This window comes from Rhizobium sp. 62_C5_N11_2, from assembly GCF_051811185.1.
Taxonomy (GTDB): Bacteria; Pseudomonadota; Alphaproteobacteria; order Rhizobiales; family Rhizobiaceae; genus Rhizobium; species Rhizobium leguminosarum.
This window is the reverse complement of the sequence record NZ_JBPWPW010000001.1, coordinates 2,587,397-2,608,012: the sequence shown is the minus strand read 5'-3', so window position 1 is coordinate 2,608,012 and position 20,616 is coordinate 2,587,397. Positions and strand designations below refer to the sequence as shown.

Annotated in this window: 24 protein-coding genes and 1 riboswitch; of the genes, 14 read left to right on the top strand and 10 right to left on the bottom strand. The window is 62.0% G+C overall.

The features are described 5' to 3' along the window. Positions 1-92: 92 nt before the first annotated feature. Both AB8B31_RS13190 and AB8B31_RS13185 read left to right on the top strand, forming a co-directional pair. A complete protein-coding gene (locus AB8B31_RS13190; protein ID WP_018447095.1) occupies positions 93-581 on the top strand; it encodes a hypothetical protein in 489 nt (162 codons plus the stop codon). A 69-nt stretch (positions 582-650) separates the two neighbouring features. After that, positions 651-1,088, top strand: a complete 438-nt coding sequence (locus tag AB8B31_RS13185) for a hypothetical protein (RefSeq protein WP_130652668.1) — start codon at positions 651-653, stop codon at positions 1,086-1,088. Between the two features lie 214 nt (positions 1,089-1,302). Here the strand turns inward: AB8B31_RS13185 and AB8B31_RS13180 are convergent, their stop codons facing one another. From AB8B31_RS13180 to AB8B31_RS13170, 3 genes are all read right to left on the bottom strand, one after another. After that, positions 1,303-2,289, bottom strand: a complete 987-nt coding sequence (locus AB8B31_RS13180; protein ID WP_130652667.1) for an aldo/keto reductase — start codon at positions 2,287-2,289, stop codon at positions 1,303-1,305. A gap of 178 nt (positions 2,290-2,467) precedes the next feature. Next, entirely contained in the window at positions 2,468-3,004 is a 537-nt protein-coding gene (locus AB8B31_RS13175) for an ATP-binding protein (RefSeq protein ID WP_112903868.1), read from the bottom strand. 106 nt (positions 3,005-3,110) lie between these two features. Further along, on the bottom strand, positions 3,111-5,123 hold the full coding sequence (locus AB8B31_RS13170) for a BTAD domain-containing putative transcriptional regulator (RefSeq protein WP_131702759.1): 2,013 nt from the start codon (positions 5,121-5,123) through the stop codon (positions 3,111-3,113). 176 nt (positions 5,124-5,299) lie between these two features. Between AB8B31_RS13170 and AB8B31_RS13165 the strand changes: the two genes are divergently transcribed. Then, on the top strand, positions 5,300-5,563 hold the full coding sequence (locus tag AB8B31_RS13165) for a DUF1127 domain-containing protein (protein WP_018447101.1): 264 nt from the start codon (positions 5,300-5,302) through the stop codon (positions 5,561-5,563). On the opposite strand, the gene AB8B31_RS13160 is transcribed toward AB8B31_RS13165, so the two are convergent. Continuing rightward, positions 5,491-5,892: a hypothetical protein gene (locus tag AB8B31_RS13160; protein WP_165403071.1), complete on the bottom strand. Its 402-nt coding sequence runs from the start codon at positions 5,890-5,892 to the stop codon at positions 5,491-5,493. The two genes, AB8B31_RS13165 and AB8B31_RS13160, sit on opposite strands and share 73 nt — an antisense overlap. Between AB8B31_RS13160 and AB8B31_RS13155 the strand changes: the two genes are divergently transcribed. Together AB8B31_RS13155 and AB8B31_RS13150 are read left to right on the top strand one after the other, a co-directional pair. Next, entirely contained in the window at positions 5,881-6,261 is a 381-nt protein-coding gene (locus tag AB8B31_RS13155; protein WP_130652664.1) for a VOC family protein, read from the top strand. The genes AB8B31_RS13160 and AB8B31_RS13155 overlap by 12 nt on opposite strands. Before the next feature lie 45 nt (positions 6,262-6,306). Then, a complete protein-coding gene (locus AB8B31_RS13150; protein WP_018447102.1) occupies positions 6,307-6,789 on the top strand; it encodes a cupin domain-containing protein in 483 nt (160 codons plus the stop codon). 107 nt (positions 6,790-6,896) lie between these two features. On the opposite strand, the gene AB8B31_RS13145 is transcribed toward AB8B31_RS13150, so the two are convergent. The 3 genes from AB8B31_RS13145 to AB8B31_RS13135 form a co-directional block, all read right to left on the bottom strand. Then, the gene (locus AB8B31_RS13145; protein ID WP_018242640.1) at positions 6,897-7,241 is read right to left on the bottom strand and encodes a response regulator; all 345 of its coding nucleotides are present in this window, start codon (positions 7,239-7,241) and stop codon (positions 6,897-6,899) included. A 1-nt stretch (position 7,242) separates the two neighbouring features. Further along, positions 7,243-8,715: a sensor histidine kinase gene (locus tag AB8B31_RS13140; RefSeq protein WP_130652663.1), complete on the bottom strand. Its 1,473-nt coding sequence runs from the start codon at positions 8,713-8,715 to the stop codon at positions 7,243-7,245. Positions 8,716-8,840: 125 nt separating this feature from the next. Further along, positions 8,841-9,836 (bottom strand): AraC family transcriptional regulator, encoded by a 996-nt coding sequence (locus AB8B31_RS13135; RefSeq protein ID WP_018447104.1) that lies wholly within the window; start codon positions 9,834-9,836, stop codon positions 8,841-8,843. Positions 9,837-9,926: 90 nt separating this feature from the next. Here AB8B31_RS13135 and AB8B31_RS13130 point away from each other — a divergent pair, with 90 nt between their 5' ends. Both AB8B31_RS13130 and blh read left to right on the top strand, forming a co-directional pair. Beyond that, on the top strand, positions 9,927-10,295 hold the full coding sequence (locus AB8B31_RS13130) for a DsrE family protein (RefSeq protein WP_130652662.1): 369 nt from the start codon (positions 9,927-9,929) through the stop codon (positions 10,293-10,295). Between the two features lie 181 nt (positions 10,296-10,476). Continuing rightward, entirely contained in the window at positions 10,477-11,757 is a 1,281-nt protein-coding gene (blh, locus tag AB8B31_RS13125) for a bifunctional sulfur transferase/dioxygenase Blh (RefSeq protein WP_130652661.1), read from the top strand. A 64-nt stretch (positions 11,758-11,821) separates the two neighbouring features. Here blh and AB8B31_RS13120 read toward each other — a convergent pair whose 3' ends face one another. Next, entirely contained in the window at positions 11,822-12,424 is a 603-nt protein-coding gene (locus tag AB8B31_RS13120; protein ID WP_018447106.1) for a tetratricopeptide repeat protein, read from the bottom strand. Between the two features lie 221 nt (positions 12,425-12,645). Continuing rightward, positions 12,646-12,900, top strand: a riboswitch (cobalamin riboswitch). A 178-nt stretch (positions 12,901-13,078) separates the two neighbouring features. Between AB8B31_RS13120 and AB8B31_RS13115 the strand changes: the two genes are divergently transcribed. From AB8B31_RS13115 to AB8B31_RS13100, 4 genes are all read left to right on the top strand, one after another. Next, positions 13,079-14,095, top strand: a complete 1,017-nt coding sequence (locus tag AB8B31_RS13115; RefSeq protein ID WP_018447107.1) for an ABC transporter substrate-binding protein — start codon at positions 13,079-13,081, stop codon at positions 14,093-14,095. A 5-nt stretch (positions 14,096-14,100) separates the two neighbouring features. Next, on the top strand, positions 14,101-15,132 hold the full coding sequence (locus AB8B31_RS13110) for a FecCD family ABC transporter permease (protein ID WP_018447108.1): 1,032 nt from the start codon (positions 14,101-14,103) through the stop codon (positions 15,130-15,132). Further along, positions 15,129-15,893, top strand: coding sequence for an ABC transporter ATP-binding protein (locus AB8B31_RS13105; RefSeq protein ID WP_018447109.1), 765 nt, complete (start codon positions 15,129-15,131; stop codon positions 15,891-15,893). The genes AB8B31_RS13110 and AB8B31_RS13105 overlap by 4 nt, the downstream gene beginning before the upstream one ends. A 98-nt stretch (positions 15,894-15,991) precedes the next feature. Beyond that, complete coding sequence (locus AB8B31_RS13100) at positions 15,992-16,555, top strand: hypothetical protein (protein ID WP_018242633.1); 564 nt, start codon at positions 15,992-15,994, stop codon at positions 16,553-16,555. On the opposite strand, the gene AB8B31_RS13095 is transcribed toward AB8B31_RS13100, so the two are convergent. After that, positions 16,552-17,049, bottom strand: a complete 498-nt coding sequence (locus AB8B31_RS13095) for an HIT family protein (RefSeq protein ID WP_018447111.1) — start codon at positions 17,047-17,049, stop codon at positions 16,552-16,554. The genes AB8B31_RS13100 and AB8B31_RS13095 overlap by 4 nt on opposite strands. A gap of 221 nt (positions 17,050-17,270) precedes the next feature. Here AB8B31_RS13095 and AB8B31_RS13090 point away from each other — a divergent pair, with 221 nt between their 5' ends. Continuing rightward, on the top strand, positions 17,271-18,194 hold the full coding sequence (locus tag AB8B31_RS13090; RefSeq protein ID WP_018447112.1) for an MYG1 family protein: 924 nt from the start codon (positions 17,271-17,273) through the stop codon (positions 18,192-18,194). A 131-nt stretch (positions 18,195-18,325) separates the two neighbouring features. On the opposite strand, the gene AB8B31_RS13085 is transcribed toward AB8B31_RS13090, so the two are convergent. After that, positions 18,326-18,970, bottom strand: a complete 645-nt coding sequence (locus tag AB8B31_RS13085) for a LysE family translocator (RefSeq protein WP_018447113.1) — start codon at positions 18,968-18,970, stop codon at positions 18,326-18,328. A 267-nt stretch (positions 18,971-19,237) separates the two neighbouring features. Here AB8B31_RS13085 and AB8B31_RS13080 point away from each other — a divergent pair, with 267 nt between their 5' ends. Both AB8B31_RS13080 and AB8B31_RS13075 read left to right on the top strand, forming a co-directional pair. After that, positions 19,238-19,627: a c-type cytochrome gene (locus AB8B31_RS13080; protein ID WP_018242629.1), complete on the top strand. Its 390-nt coding sequence runs from the start codon at positions 19,238-19,240 to the stop codon at positions 19,625-19,627. A gap of 148 nt (positions 19,628-19,775) precedes the next feature. Further along, positions 19,776-20,594, top strand: coding sequence for a cytochrome c oxidase subunit II (locus AB8B31_RS13075; RefSeq protein ID WP_018242628.1), 819 nt, complete (start codon positions 19,776-19,778; stop codon positions 20,592-20,594). The last annotated feature ends 22 nt before the right edge of the window (positions 20,595-20,616 follow it).

Here is a 20,616-nt window from a genome sequence, read left to right as displayed (position 1 = left end):
CCGAGCTTAACTCAATCTGAACGGAGAGGTTCAGGCAGGCGAGGGGGTATGGCGGCTAGATTGCGGCCATTACTGAAGCAAGGAGCAGATATATGCCTGATGAAGACCAGGACAACGGACATCCCGAAGGCGCCGCCACGCCTATGCCGCCAGGATACCGCCGGCGCCGACTGGCGATCCCCGTGATCGCTGCCGCCGTGGCGCTTGTCATCGGTGCTGCCGGGGGCGCGAGCGCCGTGAAGATGATGCGTCCCACGCCTGAAATGGCGCCGCTGACGCCTGTGGCGATTTCGGCCATGCCGGCCACCAGCCTCATCACCATCAAGGGCAAGGTCGCCGAGATCTATGGCAACAAGTTCGTGCTGCAGGACGAGAGCGGCAAGGCGCTTGTTGAAACGGGCCGGGCCGGCGAGGGTGGCGCCCTCGTCACCCGGGATGAAGCCGTCACCGTTCAGGGACGCTTCGACGATGGCTTCGTGCATGCAAGCTACCTCGTTCGCCAGGACGGACGAACCGAAGCGCTGCGACCGCCGAAAGGTCCGCCGCACAGACGATTTGCCGATTTCGATCACAGGCCCTGACGGGCGTGAACCAAAGCCGCGCTGCGGTGTTTACAGACACGCCTCATAACTCCGAAAGGAAAGCTTCTCATGCAACGACTTCTCCTATCAGGCCTTGCCCTTGCCGCACTGGCCGGCACCGCCTTCGCCCAGCAGCCGCCCGCTCCGCCATCCGCCGGCACTCCGCCCGTGGCGGGCGATCCGGCGTCACCGCCGCCTCCGCCTCCGCCGTCTCCGCCGTCTCCGTCCGCCTCTGATGACGATGAGCGGATGATGGGCGGGCCGGATGCACGGCCGGGAGATCGCCCCGATTACCGCTGGCATGGTCGGAGAGGCGACATGGGCTTCCGTGGCGACATGGGCTTCCGTGGTCATCGCCCGCCACCGCCACCGCCGTCCAAGGCAGCGCATTTCCGGATCGAGGATGGGAACACCCGGATCGATCTGAAATGCGCCGAGGACGAACCGATGAAGGCCTGCGCCGATCTGCTGCTCCAGGTGATGGACCGCCTGCAGGGCCAGGACTGATCATCCGCGCTTGAGGCGGATGCCGTACAATAATGCAACCGTCCGCGTCTTTCTCGCGGGCGGTTTTGCGGGTTTCTCGGGGGCCGTGACACCGCCGTCGAAGTCAAACGCCATCCTGTAGACCTCAAGGAATGATGCCGCCGCTCGAATTGCTCGATCCCCCGCATGGTTTGCCCTCAGCGACCAAGGGGCCAACGGGTCATTGGCCTTCGGCTCACCGTGTGACGCGGGCGGCCGACGTTCCCGAGTAGCGGTCGCCGTGGATCTCGATACCTGAGAAGACCGAGTCGATCTCGGCCAGTTCTTCCGATGTGAAGGTGTTGTCGGCGGCGGCGATGTTTTCTTCCAGCCGGTGCAGCTTGGTGGTGCCGGGAATGGGGACGATCCAAGGCTTGCGCGCCATCAGCCAGGCGATGGCGACCTGGGCTGCGGTTGCCTTTCTGCGAGCGGCAATGGCCTCGATCGCATCGACCACCGGCTGGTTTGCCTTGCGGTTTTCGGCCGAAAGGCGCGGATTGGTCTTGCGGTGGTCGTTGCCGCCTTCGAAACTGGTGTTCTCATCCATCTTGCCGGTGAGGAAGCCGCGGCCGAGCGGGCTATAGGGCACGAAGCCGATGCCGACTTCTTCGAGGATGGGCAGGATTTCCCGTTCCGGGTTACGCCACCACAGCGAATATTCGCTTTGCAACACGGTGACGGGCTGCACGGCATGGGCGCGGCGGATAGAGTCGGCATCGGCTTCGGAGAGGCCGAAATGCAGCACTTTGCCGGCGTCGATCAGATCCTTGACCGTGCCTGCCACCTCTTCGATCGGTACGGCAGGGTCGACCCGATGCTGGTAGAAGATATCGATGCGATCGGTGCGAAGCCGCGTGAGGGCTTCTTCGATAACCTGCCGGATGCGAACCGGCCGGCTATCCAGGCCCACATCAGGCCGGCCATCCTTGAAGCCGAATTTCGTCGCGATCACCACCTCATCACGGATCGGCGCCAGCGCCTCGCCGACGAGATCTTCGTTGGTGAACGGCCCGTAGGCCTCTGCCGTGTCGAAGAAGGTCACGCCCCGCTCATGCGCCGCCCGCAAGAGCGCAATGGCATCGCCGCGCTCCATCGCCGGCCCGCGATGATAGTTCAGCCCCATGCAGCCGAAACCGATCGCCGAAACGTCAGGGCCTCTTTGGCCGAGCTTGCGTTTGATCATGCGGATGTCCTCCTCAGGTTTGATCCTACCCTAAGGGCAAAGGCTGGTATCGATTAGCCGGTGATATCGGCATGGGCTTATGAGTTGGGTTCATGAATGTCGCCCGACGAACTGGAAAACGGCGAATTGCAAAAGGGCGGGCGAGGGCTGGTTTGCGCTGAAGGCCGATGGCGTGACGTCATGACGCCAGCCGGAAGGCTCCGCTTTGCACGGCTTCGATAACCGCGCCCAGCGTCTCTTTCCTGCCTTGCCCATCCGTCGACAGAACATGTCGCTCAAACGCACCCAGCGATGAGAACTGTCGATGGAGCTCTGCAATAGGGCCGGGATCGGTCAGCGTATCGCCGCCACGCTCCCGGCAGCGCCGGATGGCGACATCGAGCGGCGGACGCAGAATCACGTAGTGGAGGGGTGTCGCGATTTTCCGGAACGGTTCCAGGAACCACGGCCCGACAATGCCGTCCACGACGACGAAGTAGCCTCCGCCGGCATAGCCCGCCGCGGCCTTCGTCAACACGTCGACGACAACGATGTTCTGTTCATGAGCTTCCGGCAGATAGGGCGGGATCACGCCGTTCTTGATGAAATGCCAGAAGTCGTCGGAATGAAGATGGACCTTCGGCGAGCCGGGCTCGCTGGCGAGCGCCTCGGCCGTCGTGGTTTTTCCGGAGCCCGGCGGCCCGGTGAGAATGAGAACTTCACCCGTGTGATCCATCGCGTGGCAATTTCGCACGAAGCAGCATCGTTTCGCAATTAGCCGATAGGGGGTGGGTAATAGCCCGGTATGCCCCTTCGTTCCGAGGACGCCGCTGAAGCGGCAGCTACTCCGGCAGTCCCGCCATCCTGAGAGCCTCGATATATCGATTGCGATCGTCCGGTCGCCGGAATGGTGGCAGCACGTCGGCGAGATTGGAAAGCCGGAGGGCGGGGTCCATCAGGCACAGGCGAGTGATTGTTTCCCCGGCTTGCGCCAGCCGTCCGGCCATGGCCTGGCCCGCCGCCATCACGCGCATGGCGCTCGGGTAGTTCGGCTGGTGCTGTAGCGATTTTCCCGCCCAAGCGGCAGCGTCGTCATAATGGCCAGCGCAAAAATGCGCGAGGCCGGTGTTGAATTGCCAGGCGAACAGGCGCGGATCCAAAGGGCTGAGGCGCATGGCAAGTGCTGCGTGTTCAACGGCCTTGTCGGGCTCGCCGAGGCAAGCCTTCACCCAACTGCTGACACCGAGCGCAGCGGCCAGGTTCGGGTTGAGAAAGACTGCGCGATCGATGCAGGCCGCACTGTCGTCGAGGTCACCGCCGACATAACCAATGACATATCCGCCGTAGGTGAGCGCAACCGCATCGTCCCAGCCGAGTTCGACCGCTCTGCGGGCCAGCCGGGTGGCTTCGGCGGTTTCCTCTGCGGGATTGAGCATCCAGCCGTTGCTCTTTCGGGTGGCGTAGCAGCGCGCCGCTCGGGCATGGGCTATGGCGAATTCCGGGTCACGCTCGATCGCCTTCATGAAAAGCCGTAGGGCCTCGTCGATGACCGATCTGTTGGTGATCGTCCGGTCGAAGGCCGCCAGGCCGCGGAGATAGTAGTCGTAGGCGTCGAGGCTCTCGGTCGGCTTGCGTTTGGCGCGCTCGATCTCAGCCTCCTCCACTTTCGGCGTTATGGCGCCGACGATGCTCGAGGCGACCTGATCCTGGAGATCGAAGACATTCGCCAGTGTTCCGTCAAAACGATCGGCCCAAAGATGTGTACCGGTGGACGTATCGATGAGCTGCCCGGCAATGCGCAGGCGGTCACCCGTCCGGCGCACACTTCCTTCGACCACATAGCGTACGTCCAGCTCGCGTCCGACCTGCTTTATGTCGACCGCCTGACCTTTGTAGGTGAAGCTCGAATTCCGTGCGATGACATAGAGGTGGCGGAATTGAGCAAGCGCGATGGTGATGTCCTCGACGATGCCGTCGGCAAAATATTCTTGCTCCGCATCACCGCTCAGATTCTGAAACGGCAATACGGCAACCGATGGCCGGTCGTGATGTTTCGCCGGGGCTGGGAAGACCTGCGGCTGTAAGGCCACGTCGAGGCTGGGTGCCGTCCGCTGATGTTCGGATCCCTGGCGCGATTGCAGCGAAGCGGCCAGGGAAAAGGTCTCTGCCTCAGGTTCTGCCTGAAGATGCTTCTTCAAGAACGCCCGACAGGCTTCGAACTGGCGCAAGGCCGCGTTTTCGTGACCCCTGAGAGCGTGGATCCGCATCAGCGCCCGATGGGCGGCCTCCACGGTCGGGTCCACGGCCAGCAGCCTCTCGGCGAGCCCTTCGCAAGCCGATTCTTCCGCGGAGCCCGGCTCGGAGAACGCGAGGCTCAACCGCTCCACCAGCTGCAGCGCCTTGCGTTGATATGTGCTCCGATAGGGTCCAAACCACTCATCCAGCCCGTCCGGAATGGCCTCGCCTGCGAGCACCTCGCCGCGGTAGAGGTCGGCGGCGAAGGCGAGATCGGCCGTCCGGCCGGCCTCCAGTTTACGGTCGAAGATCGAAATGTCGGTTTCATCAGGACCTGTTATCAGCGCGACGGTCTCCTGATCCCCGTCGATGTAGACGGCGGCATCTCCCCCGCTCGGGAACGATCGTCTGATATCCACCAGCGCCTGCCGCAGGCTATTGCGGGACTGCTCACTGCCTCGTCCCGGCCAGAAGGCTTCGGAAAGCAGTTCCCTGCGATGGCCACGGCGGCCTGCAAGCGCCAGGGCAGCAAAAAGAAGTGACGTCTTGCGCGTGGTGAAGCGGATTTGCCGGTGCTCCCGGGACGTCACTTCAAGGCCACCCAGCAACCTGATGCGCACAGATCGTCTCCCAGATTTCGACCGCCACCGCAGAATAGCATTTCGGCAGATAGATTTAACACCGATTTAGCGGCGGCTTGTCGAAGTTTTCCTGGCCGTTCACGCTGAACCGAACAGCCGCAATACGTCCGCGTGTCAGGCTCCCATCTGCAAATCTCACACATGGGAGACTGAAAATGGCTCACACGGAAACTCACGCCGGCATCAGCGCGCCGAAAGGACAGTTGTTCGGGTTCAGGTCCAACAGCGTCGCAATGATCGTCGCTGCCCTGAGGAAGTGGCAGCGGAGCGTCGCAAGACGGAAAGCATTGGCAGACATGACGCCCGACCAACTGAGGGACATCGGTCATCCCCGGGATGACATCGGTCATCCCCGGGCCAATCGACCCGTGCTCGAAATCAAAGCGGGGCTGATGACGAAGTTGATGTCGATGCGATAATCGGAACGTTCCACCGTGCGGACGCGTCGGCTGTCGGTCGACAAGGCGAGGATCCAAGGCGCAAGCTTTGACCGAAGGCAATCATTGATTCCTCCGAGGATGTAATGCCGATCGATTTTCAGCATGCACAGCCCTGTCAATGATTGGCGGGGTTTTTTGCTGTTCGGCGGCAGGTGGGCTGTGGGTGTGGGCGAGTCCGCTCTGTCGGGGCAGGGACCGTTGATCTGGCATTCACCCTTCGCCATCAGAGTCGTCGGTTTTTCCGCTGCGGCGATTTCGACTATGATGGGGCGCTGGAACGATCGGGAGGGCACGGCATGATCGATCATATCACCATCGCAGTGAGTGACCTTGAGAAGAGCAAGCTGTTCTATGAGCGCGCTTTCGACCCTCTGGGTTATCGCCTCTCCTTCGGAAAGGAGGGCGTATTCTGGGCCTTCGATGTGGGTGGCAGCCTGTTCGAAATCCAGCGCACCGAAGACAAGCCGCCTCTGACGCGTGTGCACGTTGCCTTCCGGGTTCGGAGCAGGGCGGAGGTCGAGGCGTTTTATCGGGCCGCGCTCGACGCCGGCGCCCGGGACAATGGCGCGCCCGGCCCGCGGCCGGAATATGAAGAGAACTATTATGCCTGCTTCGTTCTCGATCCCGACGGATACAATATCGAAGCGATGCTCAATGAGCCGGCGCCGCAAGGGTGAGGCGCAGGGCTCCGCCCAAAGAATGCAATCGAGGGGGAGGTGGATATGTCGAGTTTCAGGAACGCCGTCGTCTCTTTGCCCGGTAAGGAGCGCGTGGCGAGGACGCCCTTTGGCGCGAGGATCGTCATCCATGCCACGGCCGCCGAGACCGGCGGCGCGCTCGGGATGTGGGAAACCTTCACACCGCCCGGTCATGGCCCGGCCCCGCACACGCATACGCGGGAGACGGAAGTCTTTCGGGTCATCCGCGGGCTCTATCGATTCCAATGCGGCGACGAGGCGTTCGACGCGCCTGTGGGAACCGTCGTCGTTCTGCCGCCACATGTGCCGCACAGCTGGCGAAACATAGGCGACGAACCCGGCCAGATGTTCGGCACGGTCACGCCAGGCGGCTGCGAGCAATTGTTCATCGATATCGAGGCTTTTGGTGCTGATACGCCCGAGAAAATCGCGGTGATCGAAGCGCGACTGGGGATCATCAACGACATCACGCTTGCCCTCGGATTGACAGGCCTGCAACCGCGCTGATCGTCCATCAGGGTGTCGATCGGATCCAGTTCAGACCTGCGCCATCGCCCGCCACAACAAGTCTCATTGGAGCGGCTCTTTGACTTGGGCATCGGCCCTCTTGCATCTCAGCCTTCAGTTTCGATGACAGCGGCAAGATCGGCAGTTGTGAACGGCTTGGTCAGCACCGGTCGGCCGGCAAAGGCGGGATCGATACCCGCTGGCCCATATCCGGTCGCGAAGGCAAACGGGATACCGCGCTGCTGAAGGACTGCCGCCACCGGGAATGACTGATGCCCGGCGAGGTTCACATCGAGAATGACGAAATCAAGGTTACCGTCGCCGGCAACCTCCAGCGCCGTGGGCAATCGCGCGGCTGTCGCGACCACTTCGTGACCGAGGTCCATGAGCATGTCCTCGATCATCATGGCGATGGTCATTTCATCTTCAACGACAAGGACGCGCTTGGCCATGTCATTCATTCCGCAGACGGTCTGCGGGAGCGTCGAGACGGAAGGAAAAACCCGTTTCGGCGAACGAGATATCCACACTGCCTCCGGTCTCCGCGGCAAGGCCGCGCTGGATGAGGACCGTGCCGAATCCCTTCCTCTTCGGCTGCTCTACGCGCGGTCCGCCATGTTCGTCCCAGTCTATGCGGTAGCGTTGCGTTCCGTCGTCGATGATTTGGAGGGAGCATTTGACGCTGACGGCGCCGCCATCATTCGACCATGCGCCATGACGGACAGCGTTTGTGCCGAGTTCGTGAAAGGCCATGGTCAGCGCCAGGGCCGTTTTTGCGGAAACCCGGATATCGTCTCCGGTCAGCTTCCATCGCTCGCCGTCCGGCCGATGCGGAACGGTCGCCTGGTCGAGCGTCTGTTTCAACGACGCGCTGCTCCACAGTTCGCCTGTCAACAGATCATTGGCACGGCCGAGCGACACCAGCCGCGCCGTGAAACTGTCCAGTGCACGAGGGATGTCTTCAGCATCGCGGAAGGTGCGGTACGCAAAAGCCTGCACCATCGCCAGATTGTTCTTAACGCGATGGTTGAGCTCATGAACGATAAGTTCCAGCTGTTGCTGCTTGCGTCGCCGCTCGGTGATATCGGTCGCGGCCCCAAACCATTCGACGATAGCGCCGCCGTCATTCAAGACTGGAACCGCTCGTGACAGCACCCAGCCGGTACTGCCGTCGGCCCGCCGGACGCGATGCTCACATTCGAAAACACCCTTGCTTGCGATGGCCTCGTCGATTATCGCCTGGATCGCGGGAATGTCCTCGGGAAACAGATAGGCCTCCTGCCACGCGACAGTTGGATTGGCCGTGTCTGCGAGAACATTGCGACCGTCGAGCTGCTGCATCTCCTTCCAGTCGGCGCTCATACGGTAGACGATGTCGGTCGTCGCAGTCGTGAACGCCCTGAACCTCTCTTCGCTCTCGCGCAGCCGACGCTGGGCAAGGACGCTTTTCGTGGTTTCGACGACGATCGCGATGACGCCGGCGGGTTTTCCGCTTTCGTCGAGGACTGGCGAATAGTCGAGGTTCATCCAGGCAGGAGCCGGACTGCCGTGGCGCAACAACGTCAACTCCTGATTCTCGTAGGCGAGTGTTTTCCCTGACAGTCCGACCTTCATCACATTGTCATTAAAGTCGGCAATTTCGCTCCAGCCCTCGCGGACCTTCGAACCGAGAAGATCCGGATGACGGCTGCCTGCGAACACGGAGTAGGCGTCGTTATAGATCATCACGCCGTCTTCGCCCCATAGAAGAACGATTGGCACGGGTGAAAGCAAGAGCATATTGGTGGCCGTCTTCAGACTTTGCGGCCAGAGGTCGAGAGGACCGAGCGGCGTTTTGCTCCAGTCGCGGGTCTGGATCAGCCGGCCAATTTCTCCGCCACCGACAGGAAAGCGAGCTGTGAGTGGCTGAGGGGATTCGGAATCCAAGGCTCGCTCCAAATTTTGATGGTGTTTCTAATTAGCGCATCCCTTGATTTTTTCCACCCATGGATGTCGTGGCTTCTCCCTACCAACCTCTCTTGAGCATCGGCGCTTATTGAGCCGATCACCCTCTACGCCCGCGACATCGCCCGCCAGGCGGCCGGCGGGGTGGCGAAGGCGCGGGAGAAGGCGCGGTTGAAGGCGGCTTCGGTGGCATAGCCGGCCTCGTAAGCGATCGCCGCGATCGGCTGGCTTGTGGTGGCGAGCGCCACGCTTGCGAGGTAGAGCCGCCAGTCCCTGATATAGCGGATCGGCGAGGTCGAGAGCACCGTCTGGAAGCGATCGGCGAGGGCGCTGCGCGAGAGGCCAGAGGCCGCCGCCAGTTGCTCCAGCGACCAGTCGCGTTTGGGATCGCCATGAATGAGGGAGAGGCAGCGCGAGAGCGCGGGGTCGCCAAGCGCTGCCAGCCAGCCGACGGAACGCGACTCGGCCATCATGATCTGATGGCGCAGGATCTCGATGAAGATGATTTCGGTCAGTCGCGGCAGCATCGAGACGCCACCGGCGCGCCGCCTGTCGACCTCCTCGACCATCTGGCGGATGGTGGCGCGCAGCCAGTCGCCGTCATTGGCTGCCCGTGTCCTGACATGGATCAGCCTGGGCAGCGCCTGGCGCAGCGGCGCAAAGCTCAGCCCGCCCCATTGCAGATAGCCGCAGAGCAGCCGCACGCCTTGCGCGGCCTCGCCGTAGCGCAGCACGGGAATCTCACGCCACGGCTTTTGCGGCAGGTCGCGGGTCGGCAGCACCAGCTTGCCGTCTCTTCCCGCGCCGAGCTGATGTCCGGTGCCGAAGGGAAAGACCAGCACGTCGCCCGCCTCGAGATCGGCCTCTTCACCTTCCGTCTTCAGCCAGCAGCGGCCCTCCACAACGATGTGAAACGGCATCGTGCCCGAAGCCTTCGCCGAAAGGCTCGCCAAGGCCGGCGTGGCATCGGTCTGCCAGTCGCCCGTCGGCATGAAGCAGAACTGCAGTGATCCCGACAGGCGGATCGTCGACAGCAGCGCCGACAGCACGTCGTCACGCGCGACACCCGCAGCGCCTGGATTTTCGGACAAGGCTTCACGCATTCCGGCCAAATACGCGCCCCGCGCACCCTCCTATCATCAGCTCGTTCAAACAGGGTGAACGCTGTTCACCCTGACAAACGGGAGAATACTATGCAAACCCAAAGCGACAAGCTGGTCGTGCTCGTCAACAAAGGCATCGAATCCGAACTTTCCTCCGTCGCCTTCACCATTGCCAATGGCGGCATCACCGCCGGGCTGAAGGTCTCGGTGTTCCTCACCAGCACCGGGATCGACCTGGTGCGCAAGGGCGGCCAGCGCATGACGCATGTGCCGCCGCTCGATCCGCTGTCGAGCCTGATCGAGAATTTCCAGCAGCGCGGCGGCACGATCTGGGCTTGCCCGCCCTGTGTGACCTCGCGCGGTTATACGCAGGAAGACTTGCTCGACGGCGTCGTCATCGTCGGTGCCAGCGCCATGCATGCCGAGATCAAGGAAGGAGCTGCGACGCTATCGTTTTGACGATACTCCGTCGGGATGGGCGGGAGTTTGGGCGGCGTCTCCCACCGGTTTCTTCAGGCTTTGCGGATCGGCGACAGGTGCAGAGAAATACCAAACGCCTATTCTTGCGTTCGGCAATATACTTGTGAGATTGTATCGATATACGTGCGATAATGCCTGGAGCGGCAGCGCGGGGGCTTCGATGACATCCGTGAGGGTCAATGAGCTGATATCGGTGGCGGAGCAGCCCGACGCCGCAGGTTTTGCCGCCTTCGCGGCTGATGGTTTTGCCGCCGTCATCAATGCCCGACCGGATGGCGAGGAGCCGGGGCAGCCGGGCAATACCGCGGAAAAGGCTTCCGCCGCCACCGCCGGGCTCGCCTACAGCTTCGTGCCGGTGAAGGGAACCGAGATCACCGAGGCCGATATCCGTGCCTTCCAGGCAGCGATGGCCGAGGCCAAGGGACCGGTCGTCGCCCATTGCAAGAGCGGCACACGAGCGTTGACGCTCTATGCACTGGGCGAGGTGCTCGACGGGCGGATGAAGCCCGGAGATGTCGAGGCCTTCGGTCAAAACCTCGGCTTCGATCTTGCCGGCGCGCGCCGCTTTCTGGAAAAGCGGGCAGGGCAGGCGGCTCATGTGAAGGCCTTCTTCGAGCCCCGCACCTGCAGTGTACAATATGTCGTTTCCGACCCGGCGACGAAACGCTGCGCCATCATCGACCCGGTCCTCGATTTCGACGAGATGTCGGGGGCGACGGGAACGGCCAACGCCGACGCCATCCTCGCTCATATCAAAAGTGAGGGGCTGACGGTCGAGTGGATCCTCGACACGCATCCGCATGCCGATCATTTCTCCGCCGCGGATTATCTGCATGAGAAGACCGGCGCGCCGACGGCGATCGGCGCCCATGTCACCGACGTGCAGATGCTCTGGAAGGAGATCTACAACTGGCCGGCGCTTAAAGCCGACGGCTCGCAATGGGACCGGCTGTTTGCCGATGGCGACGCCTTCGAGATCGGTGCGCTTAAAGCCCGCGTGATGTTTTCGCCCGGGCACACACTCGCCTCAGTGACCTATGTAGTCGGCGACGCCGCCTTCGTGCACGACACAGTGTTCACGCCGGATTCCGGCACGGCGCGAACCGATTTTCCGGGCGGCAGCGCCAGTGCCCTCTGGCACTCGATCCAGGCCATCCTATTGCTGCCCGAGGAGACCCGGCTCTTTTCCGGCCACGACTACCAGCCCGGCGGCCGCCACCCCCGCTGGGAAAGCACGGTGACCGCCCAGAAAAGCGCCAATCCTCATATCGCAGGCATCGACCAGGCCGGCTTCGTTGCGCTGCGCCAGGCGCGCGACCGCACGCTGCCGAAGCCGAAGCTGATGTTGCATGCGCTGCAGGTCAATATCCGCGGCGGGCGGTTGCCCGAGCCGGAGGAGAACGGCCGGCGGTATTTGAAGATACCGCTGGATGCGTTGTAGGGGCGGAGTGAATAGGACGGCGACGGCGTCTGGACGATTGCGCCGCCGGACAAAGGGCTGAGTATCAGGAACGACCTTTGCCATCGAGCAATTCTGATACTGGAAGCGGCAGGTCTGGATGTGCACGACATAAATCGAGCAGATCTTCTCTTGCATCAGGGTAATCCTGAAGCGCTGCACGACGGTACCATTTGAAAGCCTCTGTCAGATTGATCTCGCAGCCCACGCCGTGCTCTTTCATTTGGGCTAGCCTGTATTGCGCACCGGCATGATCCTGGTTTGCGGCCTGGCCGTACCATCTCACGGCGTCTGTTGGATCGATATCGCAACCGTCGCCGTCCTCTCTCATCAAGCCCAATAAATACTGTGCGTCGGCATGGCCTTGACTGGCGCCTCTATCAAGCCACTCGACGCCTTCCGGCGCGCTCTGTGCAACGCCGTCCCCCATGAGATACAGGCCAGCCAGGAGGAATTGCGCATCGACATGACCTTGTTCGCCCGCTTTCCGAAGCCATCTCGCGCCTTCGGCTTTATCCCCGGTGACACCTTCACCTCGTGCGGTCATATGGCCTAATTCAAATTGTGCTTGTGCATCGCCTTGCTCGGCTGCTTGGCGAATTGCGTCTATCCTGGCTGCGGCGAGATCGGTGCTATCCGGATTGCTCATTGCTACATCAGACCTCGTTGAAATCGGTGGCGCCAAAGCTATGTCGGGGGCCCGCCTTCCGCAATCCGTCGTGACGCACGCCGACTGATGACCCGACGCCAGCGCCGCAGACGATAGCTTTTGCGCGAGGGTGCTCGCGAGTTTTGCTTCGAGGTCTCGCAATTTGCCGCGGTGGGCCGGCACGATCCTCCGCAATAATCATTGACGTTAGGCAGGTCTGCGACGTAACTGGGTTCGACGGTTCCCTGAAGATGACTCCAAGGGGATTAATAGGGAACACGGTGAGGACGACCCAGTAGGGACCGAGACCGTGGCTGCCCCCGCAACTGTAAGCGGATTGTCGATCATCTCAGGAGTGGCCAGCGACTGGCCATCTCTGAAGGGCCTATGGCCCTGCCACTGCGGATATCGCGGGAAGGCGGATGTAACGACGGATATCCGCAAGCCAGGAGACCTGCCGTCAATCACGATCCAATCAACCGGGCGGGGATGCCCGGACAAGGAACAGATATGATTGACCTGCTGAACCTTCGCCGAATTCCGGCATGCATCCGTCTCGATTGGGCCTCCTGCGGCTAGGGCACGCTTAAGCGTGCTTTCGGTCCGCGCACATGCGCGGAACGGCCGTGATTTTTTCCTTCATCGAGGTTTTCCATGCGCCAGATTCTCGCCGCCATGACATTTGCCTTCGGGCTCGCCGGCCTTGCGGCACCAAGCCTTGCCGCGACGCACTACCCCCTGACCGTCAGTAATTGCGGCCAGCAGGTGACTTTTCAGAAGGCGCCCGCCAGGATCGTTTCGATCGGCCAGGGTATGACCGAAATTCTTTTCTCGCTCGGCCTTGCCGACAAGATCGCCGGGACGGCCGTCTGGGTCGGTCCAGTCCTGCCGCAATATGCCGAGGCCAACAGCAAGATAAAGCGGCTTGCCGACAACGATCCGAGCTTCGAATCCGTCGTCGGGCAGGAGCCCGACCTGGTGGCGGCCGAGTTCGAATGGCATGTCGGCGCGCAGGGCTCCGTCGGCAAGCGGGAACAGTTCAAGGATCTCGGGATCAATACCTATCTCGCGCCGGCCGATTGCGTCGCCAAGGTCAACACAGATGGCGGCGACGGCGTGCGTGGGGAATTGTTCACGATGGACCTGATCTACCGGGAAATCGCCGAGCTCTCGGAGATTTTCGACGTGAAGGACCGCGGCGATGCGCTGATTTCGGCGCTGAAGAAGCGCGAGGCGGATGCTGTCGCGTCGATATCGGGCGCATCGGGCAAGAACCTGCCCGTCGTCTTCTGGTTCTCCAGCAAAGAGGTCAGCGGCGACGCCTTCATCGCCGGCAAGAACAGCGCGCCCGCCTATATCCTGAAGACGATCGGTGCGAAGAACGTCGTCACCACGGAAGAGGAATGGCCGCTGGTGGGTTGGGAAACCATCGCCCAGGCGAACCCTGCCGTCATCGTGCTCGCGACCATGGACCGCCGCCGTTATGCGGCTGACGATCCTAAGGTCAAGGTCGATTTTCTTGAGAACGACCCTGTGACCAAGGAGCTCGACGCGGTCAAAAACAAGCACTTCGTGATGATGGACGCGCAGTCGATGAACCCGACGATCCGCACGATCGATGGCATCGAGACATTGGCGAACGGCATCAAGTCCTTCGGCCTGGCGCAGTGAAGGCAATGTCGGTCAGGCAACAGGGATGGTGGGCGCTTGCCGCGCTCACCATTGCCGCACTTCTCCTGCTCGGGCTGATGATCAGCCTTGCCGTTTCCATCGGCGAGATCGCAATTCCCGTTGCGACCACGGCGGAGGCGGTCTCGAACCGGCTGTTCGGAACGAATTTCGAGATCAGCCGCATCCACCAGGGCATCGTCTGGGATTATCGTCTGAGCCGCGCGCTCGTCGCGGCCAGCGCCGGCGCATCGCTCTCGCTTTGCGGTGCGATCCTGCAGGCGCTGCTGCGCAATCCGCTGGCCGAACCCTATGTGCTCGGCATCTCCGCCGGCGCCTCGACGGGCGCCGTCTGCGTGATGATCCTCGGCTTCGGCTACGGTATTCTCGGCCTCTCGAGCGGCGCCTTCATCGGTGCGGTGATCGCCTTTCTGCTGGTCGGCTTCCTGGCAACGGGTGCGGGAGGAAGCGGCGAGCGCATCATCCTTTGCGGCGTCGCCGGTTCGCAGCTCTTCAATGCGCTGACCTCCTACATCGTGACGACATCGGCGAATGCCGAGCAGGCGCGCGGCATCCTGTTCTGGCTTTTGGGTTCGCTCAGTGGCGTGCGCTGGCCCGATGTCTATCTGTCGGTGCCGATCGCGCTTGCCGGCTTCATCATCTGCATGGCCCATGTGCGGGCGCTGGACGCCTTCGCTTTCGGCACGGATGCTGCCGCCTCGCTCGGCATTGCCGTACGCCGCGTCCAAATCGTGCTGTTCGGCATGACGGCGGCGATGACGGCAAGCGTCGTCAGCATGGTGGGTTCGATCGGCTTCGTTGGCCTCGTCATCCCTCACGCCGCCCGCTTCCTCGTCGGGCCGGGGCATGGGCGGCTGCTGCCGGCAACAGCGCTCGGCGGTGCGATTTACATGGTCGGCGCCGATATTGTTTCGCGCGTCATCATACCGCAGCAAATCCTGCCGATCGGCGTCGTCACCGCACTCTTCGGCGCGCCGGCCTTCGCCATCATCCTCTATCGCGTGCGAGGGAATGCATGAGCATCAGCGTCGACGAGGTAAGCTTTGCCGCCGGCGATACCGTCATCGTCAACGGCGTCAGCCTAACGGTGGAAAGGGGCAAGGTGTTCGGCCTGCTTGGGCCGAACGGTTCCGGCAAATCGAGCCTTCTCAGATTGATTTGCCGGCTGCGCAAGGTTCGCAGCGGCGTCATCCGGCTGGGTGATGACGATATATCCTCGCTGTCGCGCGCAGCGCTTGCGCGGCGCGTCGCCTTCGTCGAGCAGCAGACGACGACGGATACGCAATTGACGGTGCGCGACGTGGTGCGGCTCGGCCGTACGCCGCATCGCGGGCTGTTGTCGTCCTGGGGCGCCGGAGACGACGCAGCCGTCGACGAGGCCCTGTCGCGGACGGGCATGCGGGAGAGGGCGGGCCAGCTCTGGCAGACGCTGTCGGGCGGTGAGCGCCAGCGCGTCCATATTGCCAGATCGCTGGCGCAGGCGCCGAGCGAACTGCTGCTCGACGAGCCGACCAACCATCTCGATATCCAGCATCAGCTCGACATTCTCTCGCTGATCTCGAAGCTCGGCATCACCTGCATCGTCGCACTGCACGATCTCAATCTGGCGGCGATGTTCTGCGACAGGCTGGCGGTGCTTCAGAAAGGCGAGGTCGTCGCCTCGGGGGCGCCGGAGGAGGTGCTGACGGAGGATATGATCGGCCGGGTCTTCGGCGTTCGCGCCCATGTCCAGAAATCGGCCGTGCACGGCCGGCATCATATCCAATACGTCATGGATTGAGGAATGGCGGGGAATTTCGATCTCAAGAGGAGGTATGGCCTCGCTAGCCTTTTTCCCGGACTGGCGTATTATTTCCTGCGGTCGAATGGAGTTTCGAGATGCTCGAACGAAATCAGCTTCCCCTGCGCCCTGTCGCACCCGGCTTCGCTGTCGCCTGGGTCGTCGTCATTTCAGGTGCGAGCGTCGCTCTCAGCCTGCTTTTCGCCTGCATAACGCCCTTCGTGGCCTTGGCGGCGGTATCGGCTGTCATTCTTCCCCGGCGGATGGCGGTGACGGCGGTTCTGCTGGCCTGGCTCGCCAACCAGATGGTCGGATATCTCGTGCTCGGTTATCCCCAGACCTGGGACAGTTATGCCTGGGGTCTGGCGATCGGTATCGCGGCATTTGCGTGCCTGGCTACGGCGCTCGGGGTACTTCGTCTGTCGACAGATCTTACCGTTACGATGGCCGGCGCCTTCCTGGCCGGGTTCGTTGCCTATGAAGGCGCGCTGTTTGCTGCAACGGCGGTGCTTCCGTCAGGTGAGGGCGCGTTTTCGGCAGCGGTGGTGGCGAATGTTCTGCTAATCAATTCTCTCGCGGCGATCGGGCTCATCTGCCTGCATGCCGGCGCGGCGGCCAGCCGGGCGCTTGTCGCAAGACAGCCGGGAACGGTGTTGTCTTAGGCTTCAGGCGCCGAAAACCGCATTGTCTCCCGCAGCAGCTCGATGGCCTCTGAGACCGATGGCCCTTTGACCGGTGGCGGCTCTGCGCGTTCGCAGAACTCGCGCCAGACAAACAGCGTCAGTTCCGCGCCACCCGTTGCGGTTTCCCCTGGCCCCTCTGCGAAATTCTCGAGCAGACGATAGCGAGCGTCCTTCCAGAACAACTCCTCCACCCAGTCATATATCGGGATCACATGAAAATGGATCGGGTAACCAGGCGAGTGCCCGTATCGGCCGATATAGACGCGCTGAGCATTCAATTGCTGTTTCAAAGCACTCTGAGCTCTTGCCAGCAAAGGGCCGAATTCAGCCAAAGCATCTTCGGACAAATCCGACAGATCGTTGGTGTCGGTCTTGGAGCTGATCATGAGGTAACCGGGAAGGGCAGAATTGATGCGGTGGTTCACAAACCATCCTGCCGTCTCGGCGACGTGAAAGTGCTGGGGAATCTCCACGGACTTACTCCTGATGCACCCTTCAGGGGCTTCGATGAATCCCGCTAGAGGCCGGTATCGCGGTGACGTCAGAAAGGACGCTGTAACACATTGGATTGCTGCATCATTTTATTCTTAAATCGACTCCGATTTAAGGTATGGGTTGAGATAGCAGCCGGCAACGGTTATTTGGTGCCGACCTGCAAGCGGACTCTCCGCGAACGACAAGGCGCATAGCTCCCATGATCCCCGATTTCCTCGTCACCCATTCCGGTGGCTTTCATGCCGACGAATTGCTGTCGAGCGTCATCCTGACCCGGCTTTTCCCGCAGGCGCGGATCGTCCGCAGCCGGGCGCCGGAGTGGATCACGCCGGGCGAAGACCGGATCATCTATGATGTCGGCGGAGCCTATGACCCCGCTGCGGGGATGTTCGATCACCACCAGCGCGGCGCGCCGCTGCGCGACGATGGCCAGCCCTACAGCTCGTTCGGCCTGATCTGGAAGCATTACGGCCGTGATTATCTCACGGCCTTCGGCCTTCCCCAAGCACATGTGGAAGCGATGCACGGCTCTTTCGACGCCAGCTTCGTGCTGCCGGTCGATCTGACTGATAATGGCGCGCTCAGCCCCTCGGGGCCGTTGGCCGGGTTGACGCTGCCGGCGCTGCTGGAGACCCTGAAACCGGTTTTCGACGAAGCGGACCCTGAGGCCGATAACCGCGCCTTCCACGCGGCCCTTGCCATTGCCCGCAGTTTCGTTGAGGCCAGGATCGCCCAGAGTGCCGCAAAATTGCGGGCCGAGGCGATTGTGCATCGGGCAATCGAAGCTGCGGGGCAGGGGCGTGTTTTGGAATTGCCGAGGGGCATGCCTTTCCGTCCCGCCATCGTCAAGGCGAGCGCCGATCACCTGCTGTTCGTCGTTCATCCGCGCGAAAAGGACTGGTGCGTGACCGGCATCCGGCGCGCCGAGGAGGGGTTCGAGCTCAGGGCTGATCTGCCGGCGGCCTGGGCCGGGCTCACCAATGGCGCACTGGAGGCGGTTTGCGGCATAGAGGGCGCAAGCTTCTGCCACAACGGCCGCTTCATCGCCGCCGCCAGGACCCGCGAGGCGGTGCTTGCCATGGCCGATTTGGCGGTAAAGGAGGCGCTTTCAATCGGGGCGTAGTTAAATGGCGGCGGTTGAGGTTGCGCGAGGCCAGTATCATATCCAGTCCCGGCGGCAGGTCGCTGATCCTGTTGCCGCCCTCCGGACGTTCGCCCAGCCTTTCTGTGACGAAGGCGGTTTGCCCGTCTTCGCTATCCGGCCTGCAATGTCGCCATCTTGGCGCCGAAGCCGATGAAGACCACGCCTGTCGCGGCTTTCAGCCAGCGCTGGAAGCGCTGGTTGCGCGCAGCTCTGGCGAGCCTCGCAAAGAGCAGGACCATCGAGCCGAACCAGATGACGTTGAGGCTGGCATGGACGGTGACCAGAAGGAAAGCCTCGCCGATCGCGGCCCGGCCATTGGCATCGTGATAGATGAACTGCGGGAAGACCGCGAGGTAGAACATCGACACTTTCGGATTCAGGGCGTTGGTGAGGAACCCCTCGAGGAAGGCGCGGGGGAGATGCCTTACCTTACGGGAAGGGGCCACTGACGTTACGGAAGCATAACCGCGCCAAGCACCGACCAGCGCCTTGATACCGATCCAGCAGAGATAGGCGGCGCCAATCAATTTGACGACGAGGAAGGCCTGCGCCGACTGCGCCAGCAGCAGGGAGATGCCACAGATCGACAGGGTGCCGTGCACATAGAAGGCGGCGACGAAGCCGGCAATATTGGCGAAACCGGCGCCACGCCCCGAGGCCGGCACCGTCTTGGCGATGAGGATGCCGTTGGGCCCGGGGGAGATGATCAGCAGCGCGGTGACGAAAGCAAAAGACAGAATTTCAGCAATCGACATTGCGCGCCTTTCCTGGGCTGGTTTCGAGGGCGGCCTTGAAGCCGACGGTCAAGTATGTCGTCGCCGATACCGCCGTCAATATCCAATCCTCGAGGGTGACGGACCCGCCCGGGAGGACTGGACCAGGCCTGGCCCGCGTCCCAATTGTGGAAGCGATTGACTTGCTATCGTGAAGGACTAAGCTTTACGCCATACAACCACCACTCACACGCGAGAGATAACGGAGGGTGTGAGTGGCTGGCAACCTTGAGGAGGATGAGGTTTGCCATGGATTACCGTGTTGTTCTGCTGATCGGCGCATTCGTGATTGCTCTTTTCCCTGGTAACGCCGGGGCGCAGGAGGGCGATGCGACGGCGGGTGCCACCGTTTTCAAGAAATGCGCGACCTGTCATGTCGCCGATACCGATACGAACAAGGTCGGCCCGTCGCTGAACAAGCTGTTCGGCAGAAAGGCCGGGACGCATCCGAATTTTGCCTATTCGGCCGGAATGAAGGCTGCCGGCGAGGGCGGTCTCGTCTGGGACGAGACAGTGCTGCGCGACTATCTCCACAATCCGAAAGCGAAGGTGAAGGGCACGAAAATGGCCTTCGTCGGCGTGAAGGACGACAAGGAGATCACCGATCTCATCGCCTATCTCAAGCAGTATTCCCAATGATGGGCAGCAATACTCCAAACGACGGTTCGCGGCCGGCGGCGCATGCCTAAATTGCCGTAATTGCCGATATTTTCTATCTGTGCGATAATAAAACAGACTTTTTTGCGGAATGCGGTTTCACGGGTCGACTGCTCAGGGAGGAGCGGAAATGGCTGTCGTGCTGATCCTCGTCCTGATTGTCGTCGGCTCCGTGCTGTTCCATGTGCTGAGCCCGTGGTGGTGGACGCCGATCGCGTCCAACTGGACCTATATCGACAGCACCCTCGTCATCACCTTCTGGATCACCGGCATCGTCTTCGTGGCGGTGGTTTCGTTCATGGCCTATTGTGTCTTCCGCTTCCGGCACAAGCCGGGCAACAAGGCGCATTATGAGCCCGAGAACCGCAGGCTGGAATTGCTGCTGGGAGGAGGAACGGCGCTCGGCGTCGCGGCGATGCTGGCACCCGGCCTCATCGTCTGGAACCAGTTCATCACGGTGCCTGCCGATGCCGCATCGGTTGAGGTCGTCAGCCAGCAGTGGCTATGGAGCTTCCGGCTGCCCGGAGCCGACGGAAAGCTCGGCCGCGCCGAGACGCGCGACGTCACCCCGGAAAATCCGCTCGGCCTCGACAAGAATGACGCAAGCGGTCTCGACGACGTTATCATCGAGGGCGGCGAGCTGCATCTGCCGATCGGCAAGCCGGTGCACATATTGCTGCGCTCCGTCGATGTGCTCCACGATTTCTATGTGCCGGAATTCCGCGCCAAGATGGACATGATCCCCGGCATGATCACCTATTTCTGGTTCACGCCAACGCGGACGGGGACCTTCGAGATTCTCTGCGCCGAACTCTGCGGCGTCGGCCATCCGCAAATGCGCGGCACCGTCGTCGTTGACGAGGATGCGGACTACCAGACCTGGCTCGGGCAGCAGCAGACATTCACCCAGTTGACGGCGTCATCGGAAGCGTTGCCGCCGGCAAACTGAACCGGTCAGGCGGCGTGCCGGT

What these genes read in the sequence shown, in the direction of transcription:
- AB8B31_RS13190 (WP_018447095.1), top strand. Translation starts at nt 93, where the DNA reads ATGCCTGATGAAGACCAGGACAACGGACATCCCGAAGGCGCCGCCACG.
- AB8B31_RS13185 (WP_130652668.1), top strand. Translation starts at nt 651, where the DNA reads ATGCAACGACTTCTCCTATCAGGCCTTGCCCTTGCCGCACTGGCCGGC.
- AB8B31_RS13180 (WP_130652667.1), bottom strand. Translation starts at nt 2,289, where the DNA reads ATGATCAAACGCAAGCTCGGCCAAAGAGGCCCTGACGTTTCGGCGATC.
- AB8B31_RS13175 (WP_112903868.1), bottom strand. Translation starts at nt 3,004, where the DNA reads ATGGATCACACGGGTGAAGTTCTCATTCTCACCGGGCCGCCGGGCTCC.
- AB8B31_RS13165 (WP_018447101.1), top strand. Translation starts at nt 5,300, where the DNA reads ATGGCTCACACGGAAACTCACGCCGGCATCAGCGCGCCGAAAGGACAG.
- AB8B31_RS13155 (WP_130652664.1), top strand. Translation starts at nt 5,881, where the DNA reads ATGATCGATCATATCACCATCGCAGTGAGTGACCTTGAGAAGAGCAAG.
- AB8B31_RS13160 (WP_165403071.1), bottom strand. Translation starts at nt 5,892, where the DNA reads ATGATCGATCATGCCGTGCCCTCCCGATCGTTCCAGCGCCCCATCATA.
- AB8B31_RS13150 (WP_018447102.1), top strand. Translation starts at nt 6,307, where the DNA reads ATGTCGAGTTTCAGGAACGCCGTCGTCTCTTTGCCCGGTAAGGAGCGC.
- AB8B31_RS13145 (WP_018242640.1), bottom strand. Translation starts at nt 7,241, where the DNA reads ATGGCCAAGCGCGTCCTTGTCGTTGAAGATGAAATGACCATCGCCATG.
- AB8B31_RS13135 (WP_018447104.1), bottom strand. Translation starts at nt 9,836, where the DNA reads ATGCGTGAAGCCTTGTCCGAAAATCCAGGCGCTGCGGGTGTCGCGCGT.
- AB8B31_RS13130 (WP_130652662.1), top strand. Translation starts at nt 9,927, where the DNA reads ATGCAAACCCAAAGCGACAAGCTGGTCGTGCTCGTCAACAAAGGCATC.
- blh (WP_130652661.1), top strand. Translation starts at nt 10,477, where the DNA reads ATGACATCCGTGAGGGTCAATGAGCTGATATCGGTGGCGGAGCAGCCC.
- AB8B31_RS13120 (WP_018447106.1), bottom strand. Translation starts at nt 12,424, where the DNA reads ATGAGCAATCCGGATAGCACCGATCTCGCCGCAGCCAGGATAGACGCA.
- AB8B31_RS13115 (WP_018447107.1), top strand. Translation starts at nt 13,079, where the DNA reads ATGCGCCAGATTCTCGCCGCCATGACATTTGCCTTCGGGCTCGCCGGC.
- AB8B31_RS13110 (WP_018447108.1), top strand. Translation starts at nt 14,101, where the DNA reads ATGTCGGTCAGGCAACAGGGATGGTGGGCGCTTGCCGCGCTCACCATT.
- AB8B31_RS13105 (WP_018447109.1), top strand. Translation starts at nt 15,129, where the DNA reads ATGAGCATCAGCGTCGACGAGGTAAGCTTTGCCGCCGGCGATACCGTC.
- AB8B31_RS13100 (WP_018242633.1), top strand. Translation starts at nt 15,992, where the DNA reads ATGCTCGAACGAAATCAGCTTCCCCTGCGCCCTGTCGCACCCGGCTTC.
- AB8B31_RS13090 (WP_018447112.1), top strand. Translation starts at nt 17,271, where the DNA reads ATGATCCCCGATTTCCTCGTCACCCATTCCGGTGGCTTTCATGCCGAC.
- AB8B31_RS13085 (WP_018447113.1), bottom strand. Translation starts at nt 18,970, where the DNA reads ATGTCGATTGCTGAAATTCTGTCTTTTGCTTTCGTCACCGCGCTGCTG.
- AB8B31_RS13080 (WP_018242629.1), top strand. Translation starts at nt 19,238, where the DNA reads ATGGATTACCGTGTTGTTCTGCTGATCGGCGCATTCGTGATTGCTCTT.
- AB8B31_RS13075 (WP_018242628.1), top strand. Translation starts at nt 19,776, where the DNA reads ATGGCTGTCGTGCTGATCCTCGTCCTGATTGTCGTCGGCTCCGTGCTG.